18 protein-coding genes are annotated in these 17,055 nt (G+C 62.7%); 3 read left to right on the forward strand and 15 right to left on the reverse strand.

All coding sequences use genetic code 11. The features are described from left to right. Positions 1–54: 54 nt before the first annotated feature. Complete coding sequence (locus CXY71_RS09585) at positions 55–1,722, forward strand: hypothetical protein (protein WP_104135408.1); 1,668 nt, start codon at positions 55–57, stop codon at positions 1,720–1,722. 23 nt (positions 1,723–1,745) lie between these two features. Then, complete coding sequence (locus CXY71_RS09590; RefSeq protein ID WP_104135409.1) at positions 1,746–2,795, forward strand: AI-2E family transporter; 1,050 nt, start codon at positions 1,746–1,748, stop codon at positions 2,793–2,795. 14 nt (positions 2,796–2,809) lie between these two features. Here CXY71_RS09590 and CXY71_RS09595 read toward each other — a convergent pair whose 3' ends face one another. The 9 genes from CXY71_RS09595 to rpsB form a co-directional block, all read right to left on the reverse strand. Then, positions 2,810–3,568 (reverse strand): alpha/beta hydrolase, encoded by a 759-nt coding sequence (locus tag CXY71_RS09595; RefSeq protein WP_104135410.1) that lies wholly within the window; start codon positions 3,566–3,568, stop codon positions 2,810–2,812. Further along, positions 3,565–3,867, reverse strand: a complete 303-nt coding sequence (locus CXY71_RS09600) for a hypothetical protein (protein WP_104135411.1) — start codon at positions 3,865–3,867, stop codon at positions 3,565–3,567. Before CXY71_RS09600 ends, CXY71_RS09595 begins: the two co-directional genes overlap by 4 nt. A gap of 60 nt (positions 3,868–3,927) precedes the next feature. After that, on the reverse strand, positions 3,928–4,587 hold the full coding sequence (locus tag CXY71_RS09605; RefSeq protein WP_104135412.1) for a lytic transglycosylase domain-containing protein: 660 nt from the start codon (positions 4,585–4,587) through the stop codon (positions 3,928–3,930). A gap of 54 nt (positions 4,588–4,641) precedes the next feature. Further along, positions 4,642–5,373, reverse strand: a complete 732-nt coding sequence (locus tag CXY71_RS09610) for a DivIVA domain-containing protein (protein WP_104135413.1) — start codon at positions 5,371–5,373, stop codon at positions 4,642–4,644. A gap of 47 nt (positions 5,374–5,420) precedes the next feature. Continuing rightward, complete coding sequence (locus CXY71_RS09615; RefSeq protein ID WP_104135414.1) at positions 5,421–6,434, reverse strand: phosphatidate cytidylyltransferase; 1,014 nt, start codon at positions 6,432–6,434, stop codon at positions 5,421–5,423. Positions 6,435–6,443: 9 nt separating this feature from the next. Then, positions 6,444–6,998: a ribosome recycling factor gene (gene frr / locus CXY71_RS09620; RefSeq protein WP_092108831.1), complete on the reverse strand. Its 555-nt coding sequence runs from the start codon at positions 6,996–6,998 to the stop codon at positions 6,444–6,446. Positions 6,999–7,028: 30 nt separating this feature from the next. Beyond that, on the reverse strand, positions 7,029–7,790 hold the full coding sequence (pyrH, locus tag CXY71_RS09625; RefSeq protein WP_104135415.1) for a UMP kinase: 762 nt from the start codon (positions 7,788–7,790) through the stop codon (positions 7,029–7,031). A gap of 125 nt (positions 7,791–7,915) precedes the next feature. After that, positions 7,916–8,743 (reverse strand): translation elongation factor Ts, encoded by an 828-nt coding sequence (gene tsf / locus CXY71_RS09630; protein ID WP_104135416.1) that lies wholly within the window; start codon positions 8,741–8,743, stop codon positions 7,916–7,918. Positions 8,744–8,753: 10 nt separating this feature from the next. Then, the gene (rpsB, locus tag CXY71_RS09635; RefSeq protein WP_104135417.1) at positions 8,754–9,710 is read right to left on the reverse strand and encodes a 30S ribosomal protein S2; all 957 of its coding nucleotides are present in this window, start codon (positions 9,708–9,710) and stop codon (positions 8,754–8,756) included. A gap of 608 nt (positions 9,711–10,318) precedes the next feature. Between rpsB and CXY71_RS09640 the strand changes: the two genes are divergently transcribed. Beyond that, a complete protein-coding gene (locus tag CXY71_RS09640) occupies positions 10,319–10,693 on the forward strand; it encodes a M23 family metallopeptidase (protein WP_233204577.1) in 375 nt (124 codons plus the stop codon). 187 nt (positions 10,694–10,880) lie between these two features. Here CXY71_RS09640 and CXY71_RS09645 read toward each other — a convergent pair whose 3' ends face one another. The 6 genes from CXY71_RS09645 to CXY71_RS09665 all read right to left on the reverse strand — a co-directional run bounded on the left by CXY71_RS09645 (position 10,881) and on the right by CXY71_RS09665 (position 17,000). Then, positions 10,881–11,777, reverse strand: a complete 897-nt coding sequence (locus tag CXY71_RS09645) for an alkaline phosphatase family protein (RefSeq protein WP_104135418.1) — start codon at positions 11,775–11,777, stop codon at positions 10,881–10,883. Beyond that, complete coding sequence (locus CXY71_RS22005) at positions 11,770–12,876, reverse strand: ABC transporter ATP-binding protein (protein WP_146071767.1); 1,107 nt, start codon at positions 12,874–12,876, stop codon at positions 11,770–11,772. Before CXY71_RS22005 ends, CXY71_RS09645 begins: the two co-directional genes overlap by 8 nt. Positions 12,877–12,878: 2 nt before the next feature. Continuing rightward, on the reverse strand, positions 12,879–13,736 hold the full coding sequence (locus tag CXY71_RS09655; protein WP_146071766.1) for an ABC transporter permease: 858 nt from the start codon (positions 13,734–13,736) through the stop codon (positions 12,879–12,881). Continuing rightward, positions 13,733–14,524: an ABC transporter permease subunit gene (locus tag CXY71_RS20695; protein WP_146072792.1), complete on the reverse strand. Its 792-nt coding sequence runs from the start codon at positions 14,522–14,524 to the stop codon at positions 13,733–13,735. The genes CXY71_RS09655 and CXY71_RS20695 overlap by 4 nt, the downstream gene beginning before the upstream one ends. Positions 14,525–14,649: 125 nt before the next feature. Beyond that, positions 14,650–15,744, reverse strand: coding sequence for an extracellular solute-binding protein (locus CXY71_RS09660; protein ID WP_233204578.1), 1,095 nt, complete (start codon positions 15,742–15,744; stop codon positions 14,650–14,652). 53 nt (positions 15,745–15,797) lie between these two features. Then, positions 15,798–17,000 (reverse strand): TIGR03364 family FAD-dependent oxidoreductase, encoded by a 1,203-nt coding sequence (locus CXY71_RS09665; protein WP_199184267.1) that lies wholly within the window; start codon positions 16,998–17,000, stop codon positions 15,798–15,800. Between the last annotated feature and the right edge of the window lie 55 nt (positions 17,001–17,055).

A 17,055-nucleotide genomic window follows, 5' to 3' on the forward strand; every position in this document is an offset into this window, starting at 1 on the left:
GCCCCGTAATGCACGATCCATTGAGGGGCCCGGCCCCATGTGTAAGGAGTACAAGTGTCTGACGACGACGCCGATTTCACCCAGGTATTTCGCGGCTATGACAAAGATGAGGTCGCCAAGGCGGTCCAATCCCTGCGCCGGCAACTCATCCAGGCCAATACCCAAAATGCTGAGGCCAGCCGCGAGGTCAAACGATTGGCCGCGCACATCGATGACCTCACCGCAGAGATCGAAGAGGTCGGCAGTCCCACGTTCTCCGGTCTGGGCACGAAGCTGGAAAACACCCTGCGCGTCGCCGAGGAACAGTCCACCCGTGTGATCGCCCAGGCCGATATCGACGCTGAGAAACTGCGCGCCACGACCAGCGACGAGGTCGAGCAGCTGCGACGGACTTCCACTGAGCAGGCCGAACGAACCCTTTCCGACGCCGCCGTCAAAGCACGGCGACTGCTCGACGATGCTCGCGTTGAAACGGATGACTTGCGCGCACGCACCCAGGACGAGCAGTCGCTGGTCATACAGGACGCTGCCCGGGACGCTTCGCTGATTCGCGGGACCGTCGCCACCGAGGCGGCCGAGGCCCGGGCCACGGTGAAACGCGAGGTGTCAGCCATCCGTTCTGAAGCGGATCGCGAAGCCGCCGAGGTGCGCGTCGTCGCGCAGCGTGAAGCCACCGAGGCTCGCGAAGAAGCGGCCGGCCTGACGCGCGAAACAGAACTCATTCGCGCCGAAGTAGCACTGGAACTCGACCAGCAGCGCGCGACCCTGAAGCAGGAGACGGACCAGGCTCGCGTGACGCTGGCTGCCGAAACCGACCAGGCTCGCGTGGATCTCGCGCGCGACACGGAAGAAGCCCGCCTGAGCCGCGCCCACGAGGCCGAGCAGGCGCGCACCCTGCTCGCCGCCGAGGTGGAACAGGGCCGCATCGACGTGGCCCGCGATCTCGAGCAGGCCCGCGCAGTCGCCGAGATCGAGAGCGAGCAGGCGCAGACCGATCTCGCCCGCGATCTCGAGCGCAAACGCGCCACGGCCGATCGCGAGATCGAGCAGGCACGCGCCACCCTCGCCGCCGAGGTGGAACAGGCCGGCGCCGACCTGACCCGGGACAACCAGCAAGCCCGCCTCGAGGCCGAGGCCGAGGCCGAGCAGGCGCGCATCGACCTGCAAACCGAGCTCGCTGCCACGCTCACGACCGGCCAGCACGAGGCAGCCCAANTCGACCTGCAAACCGAGCTCGCTGCCACGCTCACGACCGGCCAGCACGAGGCAGCCCAACTGGCCCGAGAAATTGACCAGATCCGAGCCGACTTCGATGTCGAGTTGAAAGCCCGCCGCGACGAGGCAGAGCAGGAGCACCTCACCCTTCACCAGGGAGCGGTGGCGCTGGCGCAGAAATTCCAAACGGATGCCGCCAGGCAGCTCGCCGAAACCACCGAGCGCACGCTCGAACTGCGTGCGCTCAACGAGCAGCTGGACACGGGAGCCCGCGCCGAGGCCAAGGCGAATAAGGACCTCGCCGATGAGACTGCCGCCCGCATTCTGCACGACGCCCAGACCAGCGCTTCGGCCCTCGTCGAGAACGCTACGACACGGTCGCGGGCTCTGGTCGCTGACGCCGAAGATCGCATGGCGCAGATTAGAATTGAGCGCGACGCTGTGGCGGGGTACTTTGAAAGCCTGCGCAGCGTTTTGACCCAGGCAGAGCGGGTCGCAGCCGAGTAATCCCCTACTCCTGGAGACGATACGTGAAAATTCAGAATGCGTTTCGGTTCGGACTCGTCGGCACCCTGGGCGTAGGCCTCGGCCTTTTGATCATCACCTCGGTAATCACGCTGCAGACGATCATCATCTACGTGGGAGCCGCGCTGTTCATCGCGCTCGGTCTCGATCCGGCCGTCTCCTGGTTGGAGAAGAAACGGTTTCCTCGCTGGGCTGCGATTCTGACCGTGGTCGCCGCTGTGCTCGGTGTGCTCACCGGCGTCGTCTTCGCGATTGCTCCGATCATCGTTGACCAGGTTACCAAGCTGTCCAACCTCATCCCCGAACTGGTCAAAGCGGTGAATAGTTCGACTTATCTCATTGATCTCCAGAAGCAGTTTCCCGGCTTCGACGTCACGGAGATCACCAAGACCGTGACCAATTTTCTGGGCGGCAACCTCACCAACATCACGACGACGGTAGTTCAGTCGGGTCTCGCGTTTGTCGGTGGCCTGTTCGGCGCTCTCATCATTCTCATTCTCACGCTGTACTTCACGGCCTCACTAAACAGCATGAAGCGCGCCACCTACCAGCTGGTTCCCGCGTCGAAGCGGGAGCGTTTCACCGATATCAGCGAGCAGATCACCACGGCAGTCGGCCGCTACATCGTGGGCCAGGCCGCACTCGCCTCGGTCAATGGCGTCTTGAGCTTTATTTTTCTCTCTATCATCGGCGCACCGTTTCCGGCGTTGCTCGCCTTCATCGCCTTTCTGCTCTCGCTCATTCCGCTCATCGGTACCATTTCGGGCTCGGTCATCATCGTGCTGACCTGCCTGATTCCAGAGATCGGCAGCTCGCCGCAGACTGCTCTGGTCGCGGCGATCTACTACCTCATCTATATGCAGGTGGAGGCATACGTGCTCAGCCCGAACATCATGAACCGGGCCGTGTCAGTGCCGGGCGCTGTCGTGGTGATCGCGGCCCTGGCTGGCGGCAGCCTGCTCGGCATTCTCGGCGCGCTGATCGCCATCCCTGTTGCCGCGTCGGTCATCATGATTGTCAAGCAGGTCGTCATCCCCCGCCAAAACGAGCTCTAGTTTTCAGAACTTGCTCAGAACGCGTCGTGCAGGCCGTTCATCCATTCGGTGGGTAGCGGCAGCGCAGCGGGGTTGACGGTAGTGACGATCTCGGTGAGCACCCGCCGGGTCAGGTTTTCGCCGACCCACAGATGCTTACCGCCCTCGACTGCTACGAATTGCAGGCCAGGCACACTTGCGAACTTTAAGCGAGCGGCATCCGGTCGCAGGTAATCGTCGAATTCGGGAATGACCGCGACCAGCTGCCGCTCATTTCCGGCCCACGCGGCCAGTTCGGCCTTCGTCGTGCGGTGCAGTGGCGGTGACAGCAGGATAGCCCCACGGATCGGGTGCTCCAGTCCGTATTTGAGGGCGAGCTCAGTACCGAAGGACCAGCCGACCAGCCACGGATTGGGCAGGTGGCGTTCAGCGACGAAAGCCATCGCCGCGGCCACGTCGGCGCGTTCGGTGACGCCCTCCCCGAAATCACCGCCGCTGGTGCCGCGCGGCGACGAGGTCCCGCGGGTGTTGAACCGAAGCACGGCCAGATCGGCCATCGCCGGCAGGCGGTTGGCCGCCTTGCGCAGAATGTGCGAGTCCATGAATCCCCCGGCCGTGGGCAAAGGATGCAGCGTCACGAGTGTCGCCACCGGCGCACGCCCGATCGGAGTCGCCAACTCACCCACCAGGGTGAGGCCATCGCTGGTTTTGAGTTCGATGTACTCGATACTGGCGGGCAGTTTGATGCCGCCACGAATGTCGACCGGCAGGGTCACGGACGTCTCCTCGGTCATTTGATTCTCCAACAGTGAGTGTGCCAGTGCCGCCGGTTGGACAGGTCGGCCGCGTCGCCGAGCACTCCGTCGCCGCGCCAGGTGACCATGTGCGCCGTACCAGGCGCGATGTCGAGGGTGCAGCCGGGACACAAATACGTCTTCGCGGCTTGCTTGGCCGGAACCGGTTGAACATGCCACAGCCCGTCGCGGCGTATCTCGCTACGGCGCCAGCCCGCCAGCAGGTTGTTCAGGTCGGCGTCTTCGTCATCGTCTCGCGGAGCTGACTTGCGGCCTCGGGGTCGATTGCTGCGCGCCATCACACCAGTCTAGGTCGCTGCCCAACAGCGCCGTACCGGCAGGGCAGCGAGACCGTGAGGCTAGTACCAGCCCGAGGCTTGGGACTTCGCCCAGGCGCCACACGGGGTTCCGTAGCGGGCTGTTATGTAACCGAGGCCCCATTCAATCTGGGTTCCGGCGTTGGTCGCCCAGTCGTCACCGGCCGTGGCCATCTTGGAGCCCGGAAGCGCCTGCGGAATGCCGTAGGCACCGCTCGAACTGTTCTCGGCGTTCACGCGCCAGCCCGATTCCTTCTGCCACAATGAAATCAGGCAGTTGTACTGGTCTTCGCCCCAGCCGCGACCCGCAACAGCGTCGTAGGCATAGGCCTGAGCCGAGCCGGGATCCGGCACAGCGGCGGACGGTGCGGCCACGCTTCGCTTCTTTTCCACGGCGACGACCACCGGAACCGGTTTGGGCTTCTCGGTGACGGTGAAGCCGTCGCGAGTGATGGTATTGGTGTAGCTGCCAGCCACGAGCACGGCCTGAACCGGCCCCTCATCGGTGGTGCTGCCGGCGAGTTGAAAGTAGGGGGATGCAGTGGCACCCGAGTAGGGATCGACGACAGTCACGAGCACGAACGCGAAAGCGGCGGTGAATCCGAACAGAAAGTGAGTCGGCTTAGCCCGACGTCGAGTTCGACGAACCGGCGGCCGCGTCGCGGCCGGGACGGATTCGATTATTTGCAGATGCCTACCCATTACTAGATGACCCTAGCCCACAATTTGGGTAACGGCCAGATAACGGTCACCAATTCAACGTACCGCCAGCATCACGTCGACGACGCTGTCGAGCACCAGGTCAACCTGGGCTTCGCGGTATCCGCCCCGTTCAGGGCGAAAAACAGAGGTTCGCACTTCGTCGACGGTGAGCTCACGACCGTGTTGAAAATACTTCACCAGTTTGTTCGCAAACCGGTCGACATCGACCCGTTTGTAGCCGACCGCGAGCACACTGGTACGGGTGAATCGGTGCCCGGGCGCACGGCTGAGGCGGGCGACAAGTACGGTGGCGGCCTTCTCGGCATCGACCAGCCACGCATGCTCTCCGCCGGTGCGCGTGGCGTGATCGCGTTCCCGGGCTGCGAAGGCGTCCTCGAGTCGCTCTAGAGCCGCGTCGACATGTTCCGGAGAGTATCCGCCCTTGTGCATGGCGAAGGCGGTGTGTCGAATTGCTTCGGCCGTCAAGGTCGCGCCGGCGCGGTCCGCTTCCGCGGCGGCCTTGGCCGTGACGATGGCGTGGATGGCTTCTGTACCGTTCAACACAGTGCCCGATACCGGGCTCTCGTGGTGGTCAGCGCGACTGCGGGCAGCGATCTCGTCCACGGATTCGAAGCCGGATTCAACGACCCCGGTATCGGCATCCGCTGCATCGTCGGTCAGGTCGGGCCGATCGTACGCGCGTCGGGCCGCGGCCAGGAAGGTATCGACCTGGCTCAGGTTGTAGCCGAGAGTCTTCTTGCCCACTCGGGGAAATATGGTGCTCATAGCCTTATTCTCTCGTGTGGTGCTGAAGGGGGGCGAATCGGGTCTGCTTACGCAAAGACCAGGTAAAGGGCGTAGGCGGCGGCGGCCGACGGCAGGATTGAGTCCAGCCGGTCCAGAAAACCGCCGTGCCCCGGCAGCCAGGAACTCATGTCCTTGATACCGAGGTCGCGTTTGATCAGCGATTCGGCCAGATCGCCGAACGTCGCAGCGAGCAGAATCACGACGCCGAAGACCAGCCCGAACCACCACTCCTGATCCAGCATGAAGATGGACAACAGAACGCCGGCGATCATACAGATCAGACCGGCACCGATAAAGCCTTCCCAGGTCTTCTTGGGACTGATCGAGGGTGCCATCGGATGCTTGCCAAAATTGAGCCCGCTGACGTAGGCCCCGGTGTCGGCGGAAATAACCAGGATCAGGAAAGCGAGTGCCCACCACTGCCCTTCGGGCTGGGCGACGAGCAGCACCGCGAAGCTCGCCAGGAACACGACGTACACCTGAATCAGAATGCCGCCACCCACGTCGCCGACAATGGACCGGACCGGGGCTCGATGTGACGGTATCACGAGAAGCGCCAGCCGCCACAGGGCAATCAGCCCGATCCCGCTGAGCATCACGAGCCACTGGCCAATCGCCTCGCCGTAGAACGCGGCCGGGACGATCGCGACGGCAGAGATGATGACCGGGATGCGCGGAACATTGTGTCCGGCATGTCGCAGCGCCTGGGCCAGTTCGAAGGCACAGAAAGCGACGATCACGACCGCAAAGATCATGAATAGTTGCTTGATGATGATGAGGCTGACCAGCATCGCACCGCCGAGCACGAGCCCGATCAGGATCGCGAGAATAAGGTTGCGCCCGGTGCGTGCTTCGATGCGTTCGTTGGTGGCATCGAGCTGGGCACGCGTCGCCTGCACCTGCCGCTCGAAATCAGCCTTGGTGGTTTGCACCTGGCGTTCAAAATCGGCCCGCGTCGTCTTCACCTGCGCCCGAAACTCGGCACGACTAACACCGTGACCGCGCTTGTGCGGCTGGTCGTTCCCGGGTTTGTCGTTCATCTGAGGTCCCTAGATCTCGAGGAGTTCGGCTTCCTTGCGCTTGAATGCGTCATCAATGCCGTCCACGTGGCTCTTGGTGATTAGCTCCAGCTCTTTCTCGGCCCGACCGACCTCGTCGTCGCCGACCTCGCTCTTGAGCGCGTCGAGCTCATCCTTGGCCTTGCGGCGGATGTTACGCACCGAGATGCGGGCATCCTCTGCCTTAGCCTTGACGATTTTCACGAATTCCTTACGGCGTTCCGTGGTGAGTTCGGGAAGGGTCGCGCGGATGGTGGTGCCGTCGTTGCCGACGTTGGCGCCCAGGTTCGGAGTGTCGCGAATGGCGATCTCGATGTCGCGCAGCGCTGCCTTATCGTACGGACCGATCAACATGGTGCGCGCTTCCTGGTTCTGCAGGGACGCGAGTTGCTCCAGCGGGGTCAGGGTGCCGTAGTAGCTCACCAGGATCTTCGCGAACATCTGCGGGTTGGCGCGTCCTGTGCGCACTGTTCCAAAATCGTCTTTGGCAGCCTCGAGGGCCCGGTTCATGCGCGCAGTGGCGTCGGAAAGAACATCCGCGATCACGGTGACTCCTTTATTGGTGGTGGAACAATTCTAGTTGGAGACGCGAGTGCCCAGATCGGTGCCCAGGATGGCTGCGGTGACGTTGCCTTCCGGGGCCATGCCGAAGACCTGCATTGGCATATGGTTGTCCATGCACAGGCTGAAGGCGGTGGAGTCGACCACCTTGAGGCCGCGCTGGAGCGCGTCGAGGTAAGTGATGTGGTGAATCTTCTGCGCATCGGGGTTGGTGCGCGGGTCGTCGGAGTAGACGCCATCGACGCCGTTCTTGGCGACGAGCACAACGTCGGCATCGATTTCGAGGGCTCGTTGGGCCGCGACGGTGTCGGTGGAGAAGTACGGCAGGCCCGCGCCGGCACCGAAGATGACGACGCGGCCCTTCTCGAGGTGACGCTCCGCGCGTCGCGGAATGTACTGCTCAGCGACTTGGGTCATCGAGATGGCAGATTGCACTCGGGTTTCAGCGCCGGCCTGTTCCAGGAAGTCCTGCAGAGCCAAGGCGTTCATGACGGTGCCGAGCATGCCCATATAGTCGGCGCGCCCGCGGTCCATGCCGCGTTGGGAGAGCTCGGCGCCGCGGAAGAAGTTACCACCGCCGACCACGATGGCGACCTCGACCTGCTTGGCACCCTCAGCGATTTCACGCGCCAGCGAACTGACGACATCCGGGTTGACTCCAACGGCACCGCCGCCGAAGGCCTCACCGGATAGTTTCAGCAGAACCCGACGTTTCTTAACGATGGCAGTGGCGTTCACTGGGCTGCTATGGGTGGGGATGCTGGCCGTGTCAGTCATGTCGTGCGGGGCCTTCCGAAGTGGGGTAATACCAAACTACCAAGTGCGCGTGCGTACCCCGCCGGGGGGCACACATAGAAACGGAGGCCGGATCGCTTTCGCAATCCGACCTCCGTCATTCGTTGTTAGGCGCCGACCTTGAACCGGGCGAAGCCCGACACGGTCAGTTTTGCATCATCGAGAACCTTCGCGACGGATACCTTGTTGTCCTTGGCGTAGTCCTGTTCGAGCAGGGCGACCTGCTTGAGGTACGCCTTGACCCGCCCCTCAACGATCTTGGGCAGTGCCGCTTCCGGCTTGCCCTCGTTCTTCGAGATCTCGGTGACGATCTTGCGCTCGGTCTCTACCAGGTCAGCAGGAACATCGCTGGCCGCGAGGTACTCGGGGTTGGCGAACGAGATGTGCTGGGCGACGCTACGAGCAGTCTCCACGTCGGCTCCGGAGAAGCCGAGAACAACGCCGACCTGCGGGGGCAGGTCCTTGCTGGTCTTGTGCAGGTAGATCGAGAACGATTCGCCCGTGACGGCGGCAACACGGCGAAGTTCGAACTTCTCGCCGATGATGGCCGCTTCGCCGTCGATGAGTTCGGCAACACTCTGGGTGCCGGCCGTTGCGGCCAGTCCAGCCTCAACCGTGGTCGCGCCAGCGGCGGCGATCGCGTCGAGTACCTTGTCGGCCAGAACGACGAACTTGTCACCCTTGGCAACGAAGTCGGTCTCGCAGGCAAGTTCGATCATGTAGGCGGTCGTGCCGATTTCCTTGGCAGCGACTAGTCCCTCAGAGGTAGAACGGTCAGCGCGCTTGGCGTTGCCCTTTGCACCCTTGAGACGCAGGATCTCGATGGCCTTGTCCATGTCGCCGTCGGCTTCAACGAGGGCGTTCTTGGTGTCGACCATTCCGGTGCCGAGGTTCTCGCGAAGAGCCTTGACGTTTTCGAGTGTGAAGTTTGCCATACCGGCTTCCTTACTTGGTCTCTTCGGCGACAGCGGTCGGCTCGTCGGCGACGGCAGCCAGTGCGGCGGCAACGTCGGAGTCGGCGACAGCGTCGGCGATACTGGTGTTGGTGTCAGCGACGGCGGGCTCTGCAACGACGTCGACGGCGGCGACTGCGGCATCGGCAACCTTCTCGGTCTCGGCAGAGGATTGCGCTGGGGTGGTTTCGGCGTCGGAGGCCTGAAGCAGTTCAGCTTCCCACGCGGCGAGGGGCTCTACTTCAGCCTCCGGCTTGGCGTGGCGCTGGATCAGGCCCTCGGCTGCTGCGTCCGCGATGATGCGGGTCAGCAGGCCAACAGAGCGGATGGCGTCGTCGTTGCCCGGAATCGGGTATTGCACGTCGTCGGGGTCGCAGTTGGTGTCGAGGATGGCGATGACGGGGATGCCGAGCTTGCGCGCCTCGTCAATGGCGAGGTGCTCCTTGTTGGTGTCAACAACCCACAGCGCGGACGGGGTCTTCGTGAGGTTGCGGATTCCGCCGAGGCTCTTGTGCAGCTTGACGAGCTCACGCTTCTTGATGAGCATTTCCTTCTTCGTGAAACCGCTCTTGGCGGTGTCTTCGAAGTCGAGCTCTTCGAGTTCTTTCATGCGGGCCAGACGCTTGGAAACGGTCTGGAAGTTGGTAAGGAGTCCACCGAGCCAGCGCTGGTTGACGTAGGGCTGGCCTACGCGCTGCGCCTGCTCTGAGATGGATTCCTGGGCCTGCTTCTTGGTGCCAACGAAGAGAATGGTGCCGCCGTGGGCAACGGTCTCCTTGACGAAGTCATAGGCCTTGTCAACGAACCCGAGCGACTGCTGCAGGTCGATGATGTAGATGCCGGAACGCTCGGTGAAGATGAAGCGCTTCATCTTCGGGTTCCAACGGCGGGTCTGGTGCCCGAAGTGCACGCCGCTGTCAAGCAGTTGGCGAATGGTTACGACGGCCATGTGCCGTACTCCTGTTCTGATGCGCGCTCGCGCGCACACCAATCGGTTTGTGCGATGATCGGTCGATCATCGCTCCTGGTACCCGGCACACGTCCGCCCTGTTTTCGTTAGATTCACTTGCAAGAATCTGACTGGACGGGACCGATTGGACATGGCGGCCAAATGGGCACGCGTAGTCAGCGCACAAAGCGCTGCTAGGGATAGCGTACCACCGTCGGCCGGGGGTCGGGACCGTACGCGTGAGACCGAATGGGGCGGCGGTGGATGAGACGGGCGCAGATGAGACGGACGCAGATGAGACGGACGCGGCGGAGCGACTCCTGCACAGGCATGGTTCTTCGGTTCAGTGCACCGATGCGTGCGCAACCCGTTCCGCACGGTTGACACACGGCAAGGTTAGGCGCATGCAGACTGTACGCGGTCCGATGGTGCAACTGTTAGCGGGGAACGTTCGGACGGGCCGTATTCACACTCGCAGGCTGACGGCATCCGTTTTAATGGTGCTGATTCTTCTCATCAGTTCGTGTCCCGCGGCGAGCGCGGAACTTCGGACGGTCGCTACTGCGGCAGCGGATGGGTGGCGCTGGCCGCTCCCCGAGCCGCACCGAATGATCGCCCCGTTCATTGCGCCGGTGTCGCCGTATGCCGCCGGTCATCGCGGCATCGACCTGGCGGCGCAGTCGGGCGAGACCGTGCTGGCTCCGCACGATGGCGTCGTGTCGTTCGTCGGCGTGGTCGTTGATCGACCGGTGCTCTCGATCACCCAGGCCGATGATGTGATCACAACGGTGGAGCCGGTACAGGCGCTCGTGGCAGTCGGCGACCGGGTGCTGGCTGGGCGGCAGATTGGCACGGTGGCAGCTGGCGGACACTGCCCACCGAGCTGTCTGCACTTCGGGGTACGCCTGCATGGGCGTTACGTCTCACCACTCCTATATCTCGGCGGCCTCCAACGGGCCATTCTGCTGCCGACTGGCCCGTGATCGCGGTGCATGGAACTGGATCAAGCACCCAGTGAGGCGAGAGTGCGATCTCGTGCGCGACGCCTTCACGGAATACTTCAGGACACCATCCCGAGCGACGCGGTACCTTCTGGGATGCCGACAATCTCGCCACCGTCATCGAACGGACCTCCACCACGGCAGCGCACGTCGCGCCCAACAAGGTTGATCACGATCGGCGCGCCCTGGACGCCGGGACACTTGGCGTCAGGGGAGAACTATCGGAGCAAGCCATAGCCGACTGGCCTGCTGGCCACGCTGCCCGAGAACCGGTCGTGACCCGAACTGCGACGGACGCGATCGTGGCGGAATCACGAAGCTCGTACTCCAAACTCGGCTCCGAGCACGCAATCCAGACCTGCCGCTCAACAAGGCTGTCGCCACCGTGCCCGCCTGCATCCACATGGCCATGGTCGGTCGTGACAATCACAATCCACTCGTCGCTGTCAGGTCGGGCCTCAATAGCATTGAGGAGCTTGCCGAGATGTGCATCGCAGCGACGAATCGCAGTCTCATACTCATCACCCATCCCGAACTCATGGCACGCCTCGTCGGCCTCGCCAAAGTAGACGAACGCGGCGCGGACTGGCTCGTCGGCGAGGCGACGGACAGAATATTCCTCGACCGCCGCATCCGCACGGATGTAATCGTCGACCGTCTCAGAGCCGCAATCGGCCACGAAACATTCGGCCGTTTCAGGATTGATGAGTGGGCCACATCCGGCCCGGCTCGCCAGAGGAGCCCAGGACACTGCGGCAAAGAGCTTTGAGTCTGGCTGCCGCTGGAGGATGCGCGACAGGAAATCTGGCGCATGGATGCCGTCGTCGGGCGGCCGCTCATTGCACACCACACCGTGTTCGTCGCTCCATAGGCCGCTCAAGACGGTGGCCCACATTGGCCCGGAGACCGTGATGTTGCGTGGGTCCACCAGCGGCGTGGCAAGGAAACCGCTCGCAGTGACGCGATCGAGAGCCGGAGTAGGGATGCGCGTGAGCATGTCGAGCCGTACACCGTCGATCCCGACGAGGAGCAGCCTGTGCGGGGATTGTGTCGACGTCTCAGACATGGCTGACCGCCAGAAGTGACGCCGCCCTGTCCATGAGAGTGCCGTCCACGAATACCGTGACGTCTTCAGATCTCACCAAAATGACAACCATGTCACCCTCGACGAGTCTGCGCGCCACCTTCGCGGGGACCTGTGCAACGACCTGGTGAACTTCGACTGAGTCCGCCTGCCCACAGAGTGTCAGCTGCAGCGTGCTCGTCGCCCCGAGGAAGATCATCACGTCGACGCGCGCCGCCACCCCGCTCGCGTCTTCCCCCGGTAACTGAACGAAAACGTCTTCACTGCGAAAAGTGCACTGCACCCTCGTGCCATCTACTACTGGCGAGTCGATCTCAAATAGTCCGTGCCATTCGAGCAGTCCGGCGTTCGCCTCGACCTTCACGACCGAGCGCGAGCCGATGAACTTCGCTGCATGCTTCGTGCGCGGCTTCAAGTAAATTCCCTCCGGCGTGTCGACTTGCTCGATCTCGCCCTGCCGCATCAGCACGACCTTGTCCGAAATAGCGAGTGCCTCCGACTGGTCATGAGTCACAAAAATTGTCGTGATCCCCACCGCGCGCTGGATGGCTCGTAATTGGTCGCGAAGCCTGGTGCGTACGAGCGCGTCTAGGGCACTCAAGGGTTCGTCGAGCAGCAGCACTCGAGGCTGCGGGGCAAGCGCGCGGGCGAGCGCGACCCGCTGCTGCTGGCCGCCCGACAGCTGATTCGGCCGCTTGTGCTCATGCTTCTTTAGGTCGATAAGTTCGACCATCTCGTCAACTCGGGACTCGATCTGCGCGCGCGTAGTGCGCATGACGGTGAGTGGGAACGCAATATTCTGTCGCACGCTCATATTGGGAAACAGGGAGTACTGCTGGAAAACCATTCCGATCGGGCGTTGTTGAGGGGGCAGCGTCGTCACATCGGCGCCGTCGATGAGGATGCGGCCACCCTCGATGCCGTGCAGCCCGGCGACCGCACGCAACAGGGTGGTCTTGCCACAGCCGGAAGGTCCGAGGAGCGACACGAATTCCCCGTCTTCGATGTTGAGCGATACGTCATTCAATACGACGTTGCCGCCATAAGCCTTTGTCACGTGATCAAGCGAAACAGTTCCCACAGCTACTTTCCTTTCGTTGCGGGCACAAGAGCGAATGCCCTGGCCGCTTTAGTGTTTGATCGCGGCGTGTCGATGCGCGTGATCAGCAGCGACAGCACGAACATCGCAATGAACGTCGTGAACGTGATGGCGGCCAGTTCTCCTCCAGCCCCCGGGTTGCGGCCCGAGAACATGCGCAGAGCCCAGAGTGGCAGGGTCTCGTAGGCCGCGCCTGCGAGCGTCATCGTGATGGCGAATTCGCCAAATGCGGAGGCCGCCACCAGCAGAGTTCCCGACATGATGCCCGTTCTGATCGACGGGATAATCACGCGAATTATGGTGTGGAGTCCGCCGGCCCCGCTCACCGCTGCCGCCTCTGAGAGTTCTTGCGCCCGATTGGTCAGTAATGCATTCTCGACCGCCCAGTACAGGTACGGGAAGGTGGCCGCCGCAATCGTGGCCGTGAGCAACCCGAAGCTGCCGAAGAGACTTGGCGCGATTTCTGCGGTGGTGAATTGCATTCCGGCCGCGATGACCAGCCACGGCAGGGCGAACGGCACGACGGCGAGCGCGTGGATGATGGGGCGAACCCGCGCAGCGGTGACGACCGCCACGTAGGCAGCCGGGATGACGAGCACCAGGTCGATGAACACAACACAGACGGTGAGGAGCAACGAGCGGCCCGCCGCGGCGAGCACTTCCTCACTCGACAGGGAGGTGTTCCACCTGGCGAGGGTATATTCAGTCGGCAGGATCGTGCCCACCCATCCGTCTGCAAGGCTGAAGAGCAGGAGAACGACGAGGGGCAGACCGAAGAAGACCGCCACTGCTCCCAGCAGAATGCGCTGCGATTTGCCCGTTCCAGTCATCGCGCTGCTCATAAGATTTTCGCTCCTTGCTCCTGGATGGTGCGGTAAAGCCACATCGTTCCAATTGCCAGCACCATTAAGAGAACGGCGAACGTCGCCGCCCGCTCCAGGCCGAATACGGCGCTTTGCAGGTCGCGTCCGATTTCCACTGTGATCAGTGGCACGGATTGGGGCGAGTCGGTGACGACGTATGGCAATGCGTACGAGCCCATGGACCAGGTGAAGATCTGCAGGGTATGCGCCGCAATGAACGGCGCGATCACCGGGAAACCGACACGTCGCCAATAGCGAAAGCGCGATGACCGTGACACCTGAGCCGCTTCCCACCATTCGGGGCGGAGCATCCCAAAGGACGGCAGCGAGAGAATGACATACATGGGCAGGTGAATGTAGAGGGAGAGTAGGTTCAGGCCGAACATCGAACCGAGCGATGGGAACGGATTGCCGCCGAAAAGCTGCGTCCACAGCATGGTGATTGCTCCGCTGGTGCCGATAAGGAGCAGGAAGGCAAAGGCCAAGCCTGGTCCGCCGAAACTGGTGGCGACATTCATGAGCGGCAGCCACCAGCGCCGCCCACGCTGCCCGAGCCGGAGCATGGCCAGTGCGAGCGGGGTACCAATGACAGCGCACAACAGCGCCTGTATGGCGGCGAACTGCAGCGACCCGAGGATCGCCTGTCGGTCGACGCTAGAGCTGAGTACGGCAACGAAGTTGTCGAATCCGATCCCGCCAGCGCGCAGTTCCAGCGAGCTCTTTACGAGCGCAAGCAGAGGAAGTACGAGGCACGCGATCCCAAACAAGATGAGGGGAGATGCCGGTAACGCGGCGACGACTCGGGAACGCCGGCCCGCACGGAGGGACTGCGCTGATAGCGGCCGGGCCGGGGCCCGGCCGCTATCAGCGTTCCCGGAGCGCGTTGGGCTCACTAGCCCTTGGCCTTCTCGTTATACTCACTGATCAAGACCTCGGGATCGATATCACCCGGGTCGATGACCTGGGTGTTCTTGAACATCTCGTCCGGGAGCCAGCGTGACTTGCGCTCCTGCGGAATCTCGAGGTCACCATTGACGTACCGGATCGGCCGTGCACCGAAGTCAGCGAACAGCAACTGGCCCTCATCGCTAATCGTGAAATCCATGAAGCCCTTGATGAAGTCCATATGCTCGGTGTTGTAGCCGTTGGTGAGCAGCGACGATGGCATGTAGATGGAGCCATCCTCCGGCACAACGTAGACGAGTTCCACTCCCTGCGTGGCGGCCTCCTCGATTGCCGCGATGGCGTTGAAGTCGTATTGCAGATAGATGCCGTACTCACCGCGAATAAGCGAGTCGAGGCTCGACGGGGCGGACGAGATATTGCCTGTGGCGTAGAGCTCGTTGAGGTAGTCCCATGCGGCGTCGAGGTTTCCGACATCACCGCCGCGGGCGAGAGCGATCGAGAGGATCGCTGCCTGCTCAGAACCGCCGGTGGGTCCCATGAGAGCGCTGGACGCGATCTTGCCCCCCGCATAGTCGTCGCTGAGCAGGTCTTCCCAAGTCTTTGGCACCGGGGCCACGGCGGGGTTGACGAGGTACCCCATTACGCCGGTGAAACTGTTCACCCAGCCGCCAGTCTCGGCGTACTGCCCAGGAGAAAGCTCACTGACCAGCTTCGGCAGGTAGCCCGATGTCACGCCGATATCTTCAGCGACCGGCCCCCAGAGTCCGCCAATGTCGTTAAAAAATCCGACCGGGTTGCCTTTCTCCGCGTTGTAGCGCTGGATGGCCTCGCTTGAGGCCATATCGGTGTCAGCGTGTGTGCAGTCCGCGCCGTTCTGCTCGCAGAACGTGGCCAGGAGTTCCCCGTAGTTGGCCCACGAGTCGGGAAGGCCGTAGGTGGTGATGACACCGGCCTGCTCGGCGATCTTCGACGCGTCCGGCGGAGTGGTCCAATCGACATCCGTGCCGCTGGCCACGCCTGACGGCGAGCTGCAGCCCGCCGTTATGAGCACAAGCGCCGAAGCGGTCGCAATGGTAAGCATTCGACGAATCATGGTGGGGTTCCTGTTCTTGTACATTGGATATCGCGCGCGGTTCATGGTCGGATGGGCAATCTGGCTGCGTCAATTGGCTGCTGCAGCGGTGTGCTGATGAGTTGGGAAATGGTGTTGGCTGCGAAGCCGAAGGCCGTGGTCATACCAATGCCACTCGCCACAGTCGCCACCCAGACACCGGGGATCGGCTGCTCCTGCACGAAGACGTCGCCGCGGCCTGCCGCGTACACTCCTCGCCAACGTCTCCGCACGGTAACGCTGTCGACCCCGAACAGGCATCGCGTCTCCTCAAGCAGCAGGTCGTCGCTGGCCTCGTCTTCGAACGGTGTCTCGGTCACCGAGAGGTGGTGGGTATCACCAACAATGAGTCGACCATCCGGCCGCTGGGTAAACATCAGGTTGACCTGCTGCTCGATCAGTTGCGGCCGCAGCCGCTCGAAATCTGACCGCACCGCGGCGGCGCTCGGCTGCGCAGCAAAGCCGTCGTAGCGGAGTAGCCCTAGGCCGGTGAGAATGGCGGGGCCGATCCGAATACCACGCGGAGTGTCGATTTCGAGCATCCGCAACCTGCACCGGTCGATCTGCTGCGTGGCAGCCAACTGCGGGAATAGTCGATCGATGTCGTGTCCAACTGCAACCACGACGGCAGCAGCCCGAATGGGACCGCGGGAGGTCTGCAGCATCCCCTCTTGAATCGAGCCAACGTTGGTGGCATAACTGAACGTGACGCCCAGCGTCTGCAAATACGAAGCGAGCGCCGGAAGGGCGTGAGGCGGATCCACCCGGAGGTCGAGGGCGAGATGAGCTCCTCCGACGGCGCCGGGCGCGTCGAATCCAAGGAGCTGGGCGGTCTCTTCGGCAGTCAGTAAGACCGCCTGATCGCCGCGCTCTGCCCGAAACTCCTCGAGCACGGCGAGCTCCGCGACAGTGCGCGCAATCACCACGGTTCCCGCCTGGGTTATCGGGGTCCCGGCGGCTTGCGCAACCTGCAACCAGTCCTCGCGTGCAGCGAGCGCGAATTCCAGGGCACGCCCAGACTGTGCCGTGGTACCGATGTGGCCGAAGTTGCGAATCGATGCTCCAACGGCGAATTCGTCTCTCTCGACGACGTGTACTCGTAAACCTGCCCTGACCCCATGCCATGCATGCGCCAAGCCGACAATACCTGCGCCAATAATTACCAGGTCGTAGACGGTGCCGGTCAGGTGCTCAGGGGTGCCGCTTGGCGCCATTTCGTTGCTCATACAGAAAGCACACCACAACCTGGGAATACAAGTGAGAGAATTGGGCAATGGCAAA

This window comes from Cryobacterium sp. Y62 (assembly GCF_002929785.1).
GTDB lineage: Bacteria > Actinomycetota > Actinomycetes > Actinomycetales > Microbacteriaceae > Cryobacterium.

What these genes read in the sequence shown, in the direction of transcription:
- CXY71_RS09615 (WP_104135414.1), bottom strand. Translation starts at nt 6,434, where the DNA reads ATGAACGACAAACCCGGGAACGACCAGCCGCACAAGCGCGGTCACGGT.
- CXY71_RS09605 (WP_104135412.1), bottom strand. Translation starts at nt 4,587, where the DNA reads ATGGGTAGGCATCTGCAAATAATCGAATCCGTCCCGGCCGCGACGCGG.
- tsf (WP_104135416.1), bottom strand. Translation starts at nt 8,743, where the DNA reads ATGGCAAACTTCACACTCGAAAACGTCAAGGCTCTTCGCGAGAACCTC.
- CXY71_RS09640 (WP_233204577.1), top strand. Translation starts at nt 10,319, where the DNA reads ATGATCGCCCCGTTCATTGCGCCGGTGTCGCCGTATGCCGCCGGTCAT.
- rpsB (WP_104135417.1), bottom strand. Translation starts at nt 9,710, where the DNA reads ATGGCCGTCGTAACCATTCGCCAACTGCTTGACAGCGGCGTGCACTTC.
- CXY71_RS09655 (WP_146071766.1), bottom strand. Translation starts at nt 13,736, where the DNA reads ATGAGCAGCGCGATGACTGGAACGGGCAAATCGCAGCGCATTCTGCTG.
- CXY71_RS09600 (WP_104135411.1), bottom strand. Translation starts at nt 3,867, where the DNA reads ATGGCGCGCAGCAATCGACCCCGAGGCCGCAAGTCAGCTCCGCGAGAC.
- CXY71_RS09665 (WP_199184267.1), bottom strand. Translation starts at nt 17,000, where the DNA reads ATGAGCAACGAAATGGCGCCAAGCGGCACCCCTGAGCACCTGACCGGC.
- pyrH (WP_104135415.1), bottom strand. Translation starts at nt 7,790, where the DNA reads ATGACTGACACGGCCAGCATCCCCACCCATAGCAGCCCAGTGAACGCC.
- CXY71_RS09595 (WP_104135410.1), bottom strand. Translation starts at nt 3,568, where the DNA reads ATGACCGAGGAGACGTCCGTGACCCTGCCGGTCGACATTCGTGGCGGC.
- CXY71_RS09660 (WP_233204578.1), bottom strand. Translation starts at nt 15,744, where the DNA reads ATGCTTACCATTGCGACCGCTTCGGCGCTTGTGCTCATAACGGCGGGC.
- CXY71_RS09610 (WP_104135413.1), bottom strand. Translation starts at nt 5,373, where the DNA reads ATGAGCACCATATTTCCCCGAGTGGGCAAGAAGACTCTCGGCTACAAC.
- CXY71_RS09645 (WP_104135418.1), bottom strand. Translation starts at nt 11,777, where the DNA reads ATGTCTGAGACGTCGACACAATCCCCGCACAGGCTGCTCCTCGTCGGG.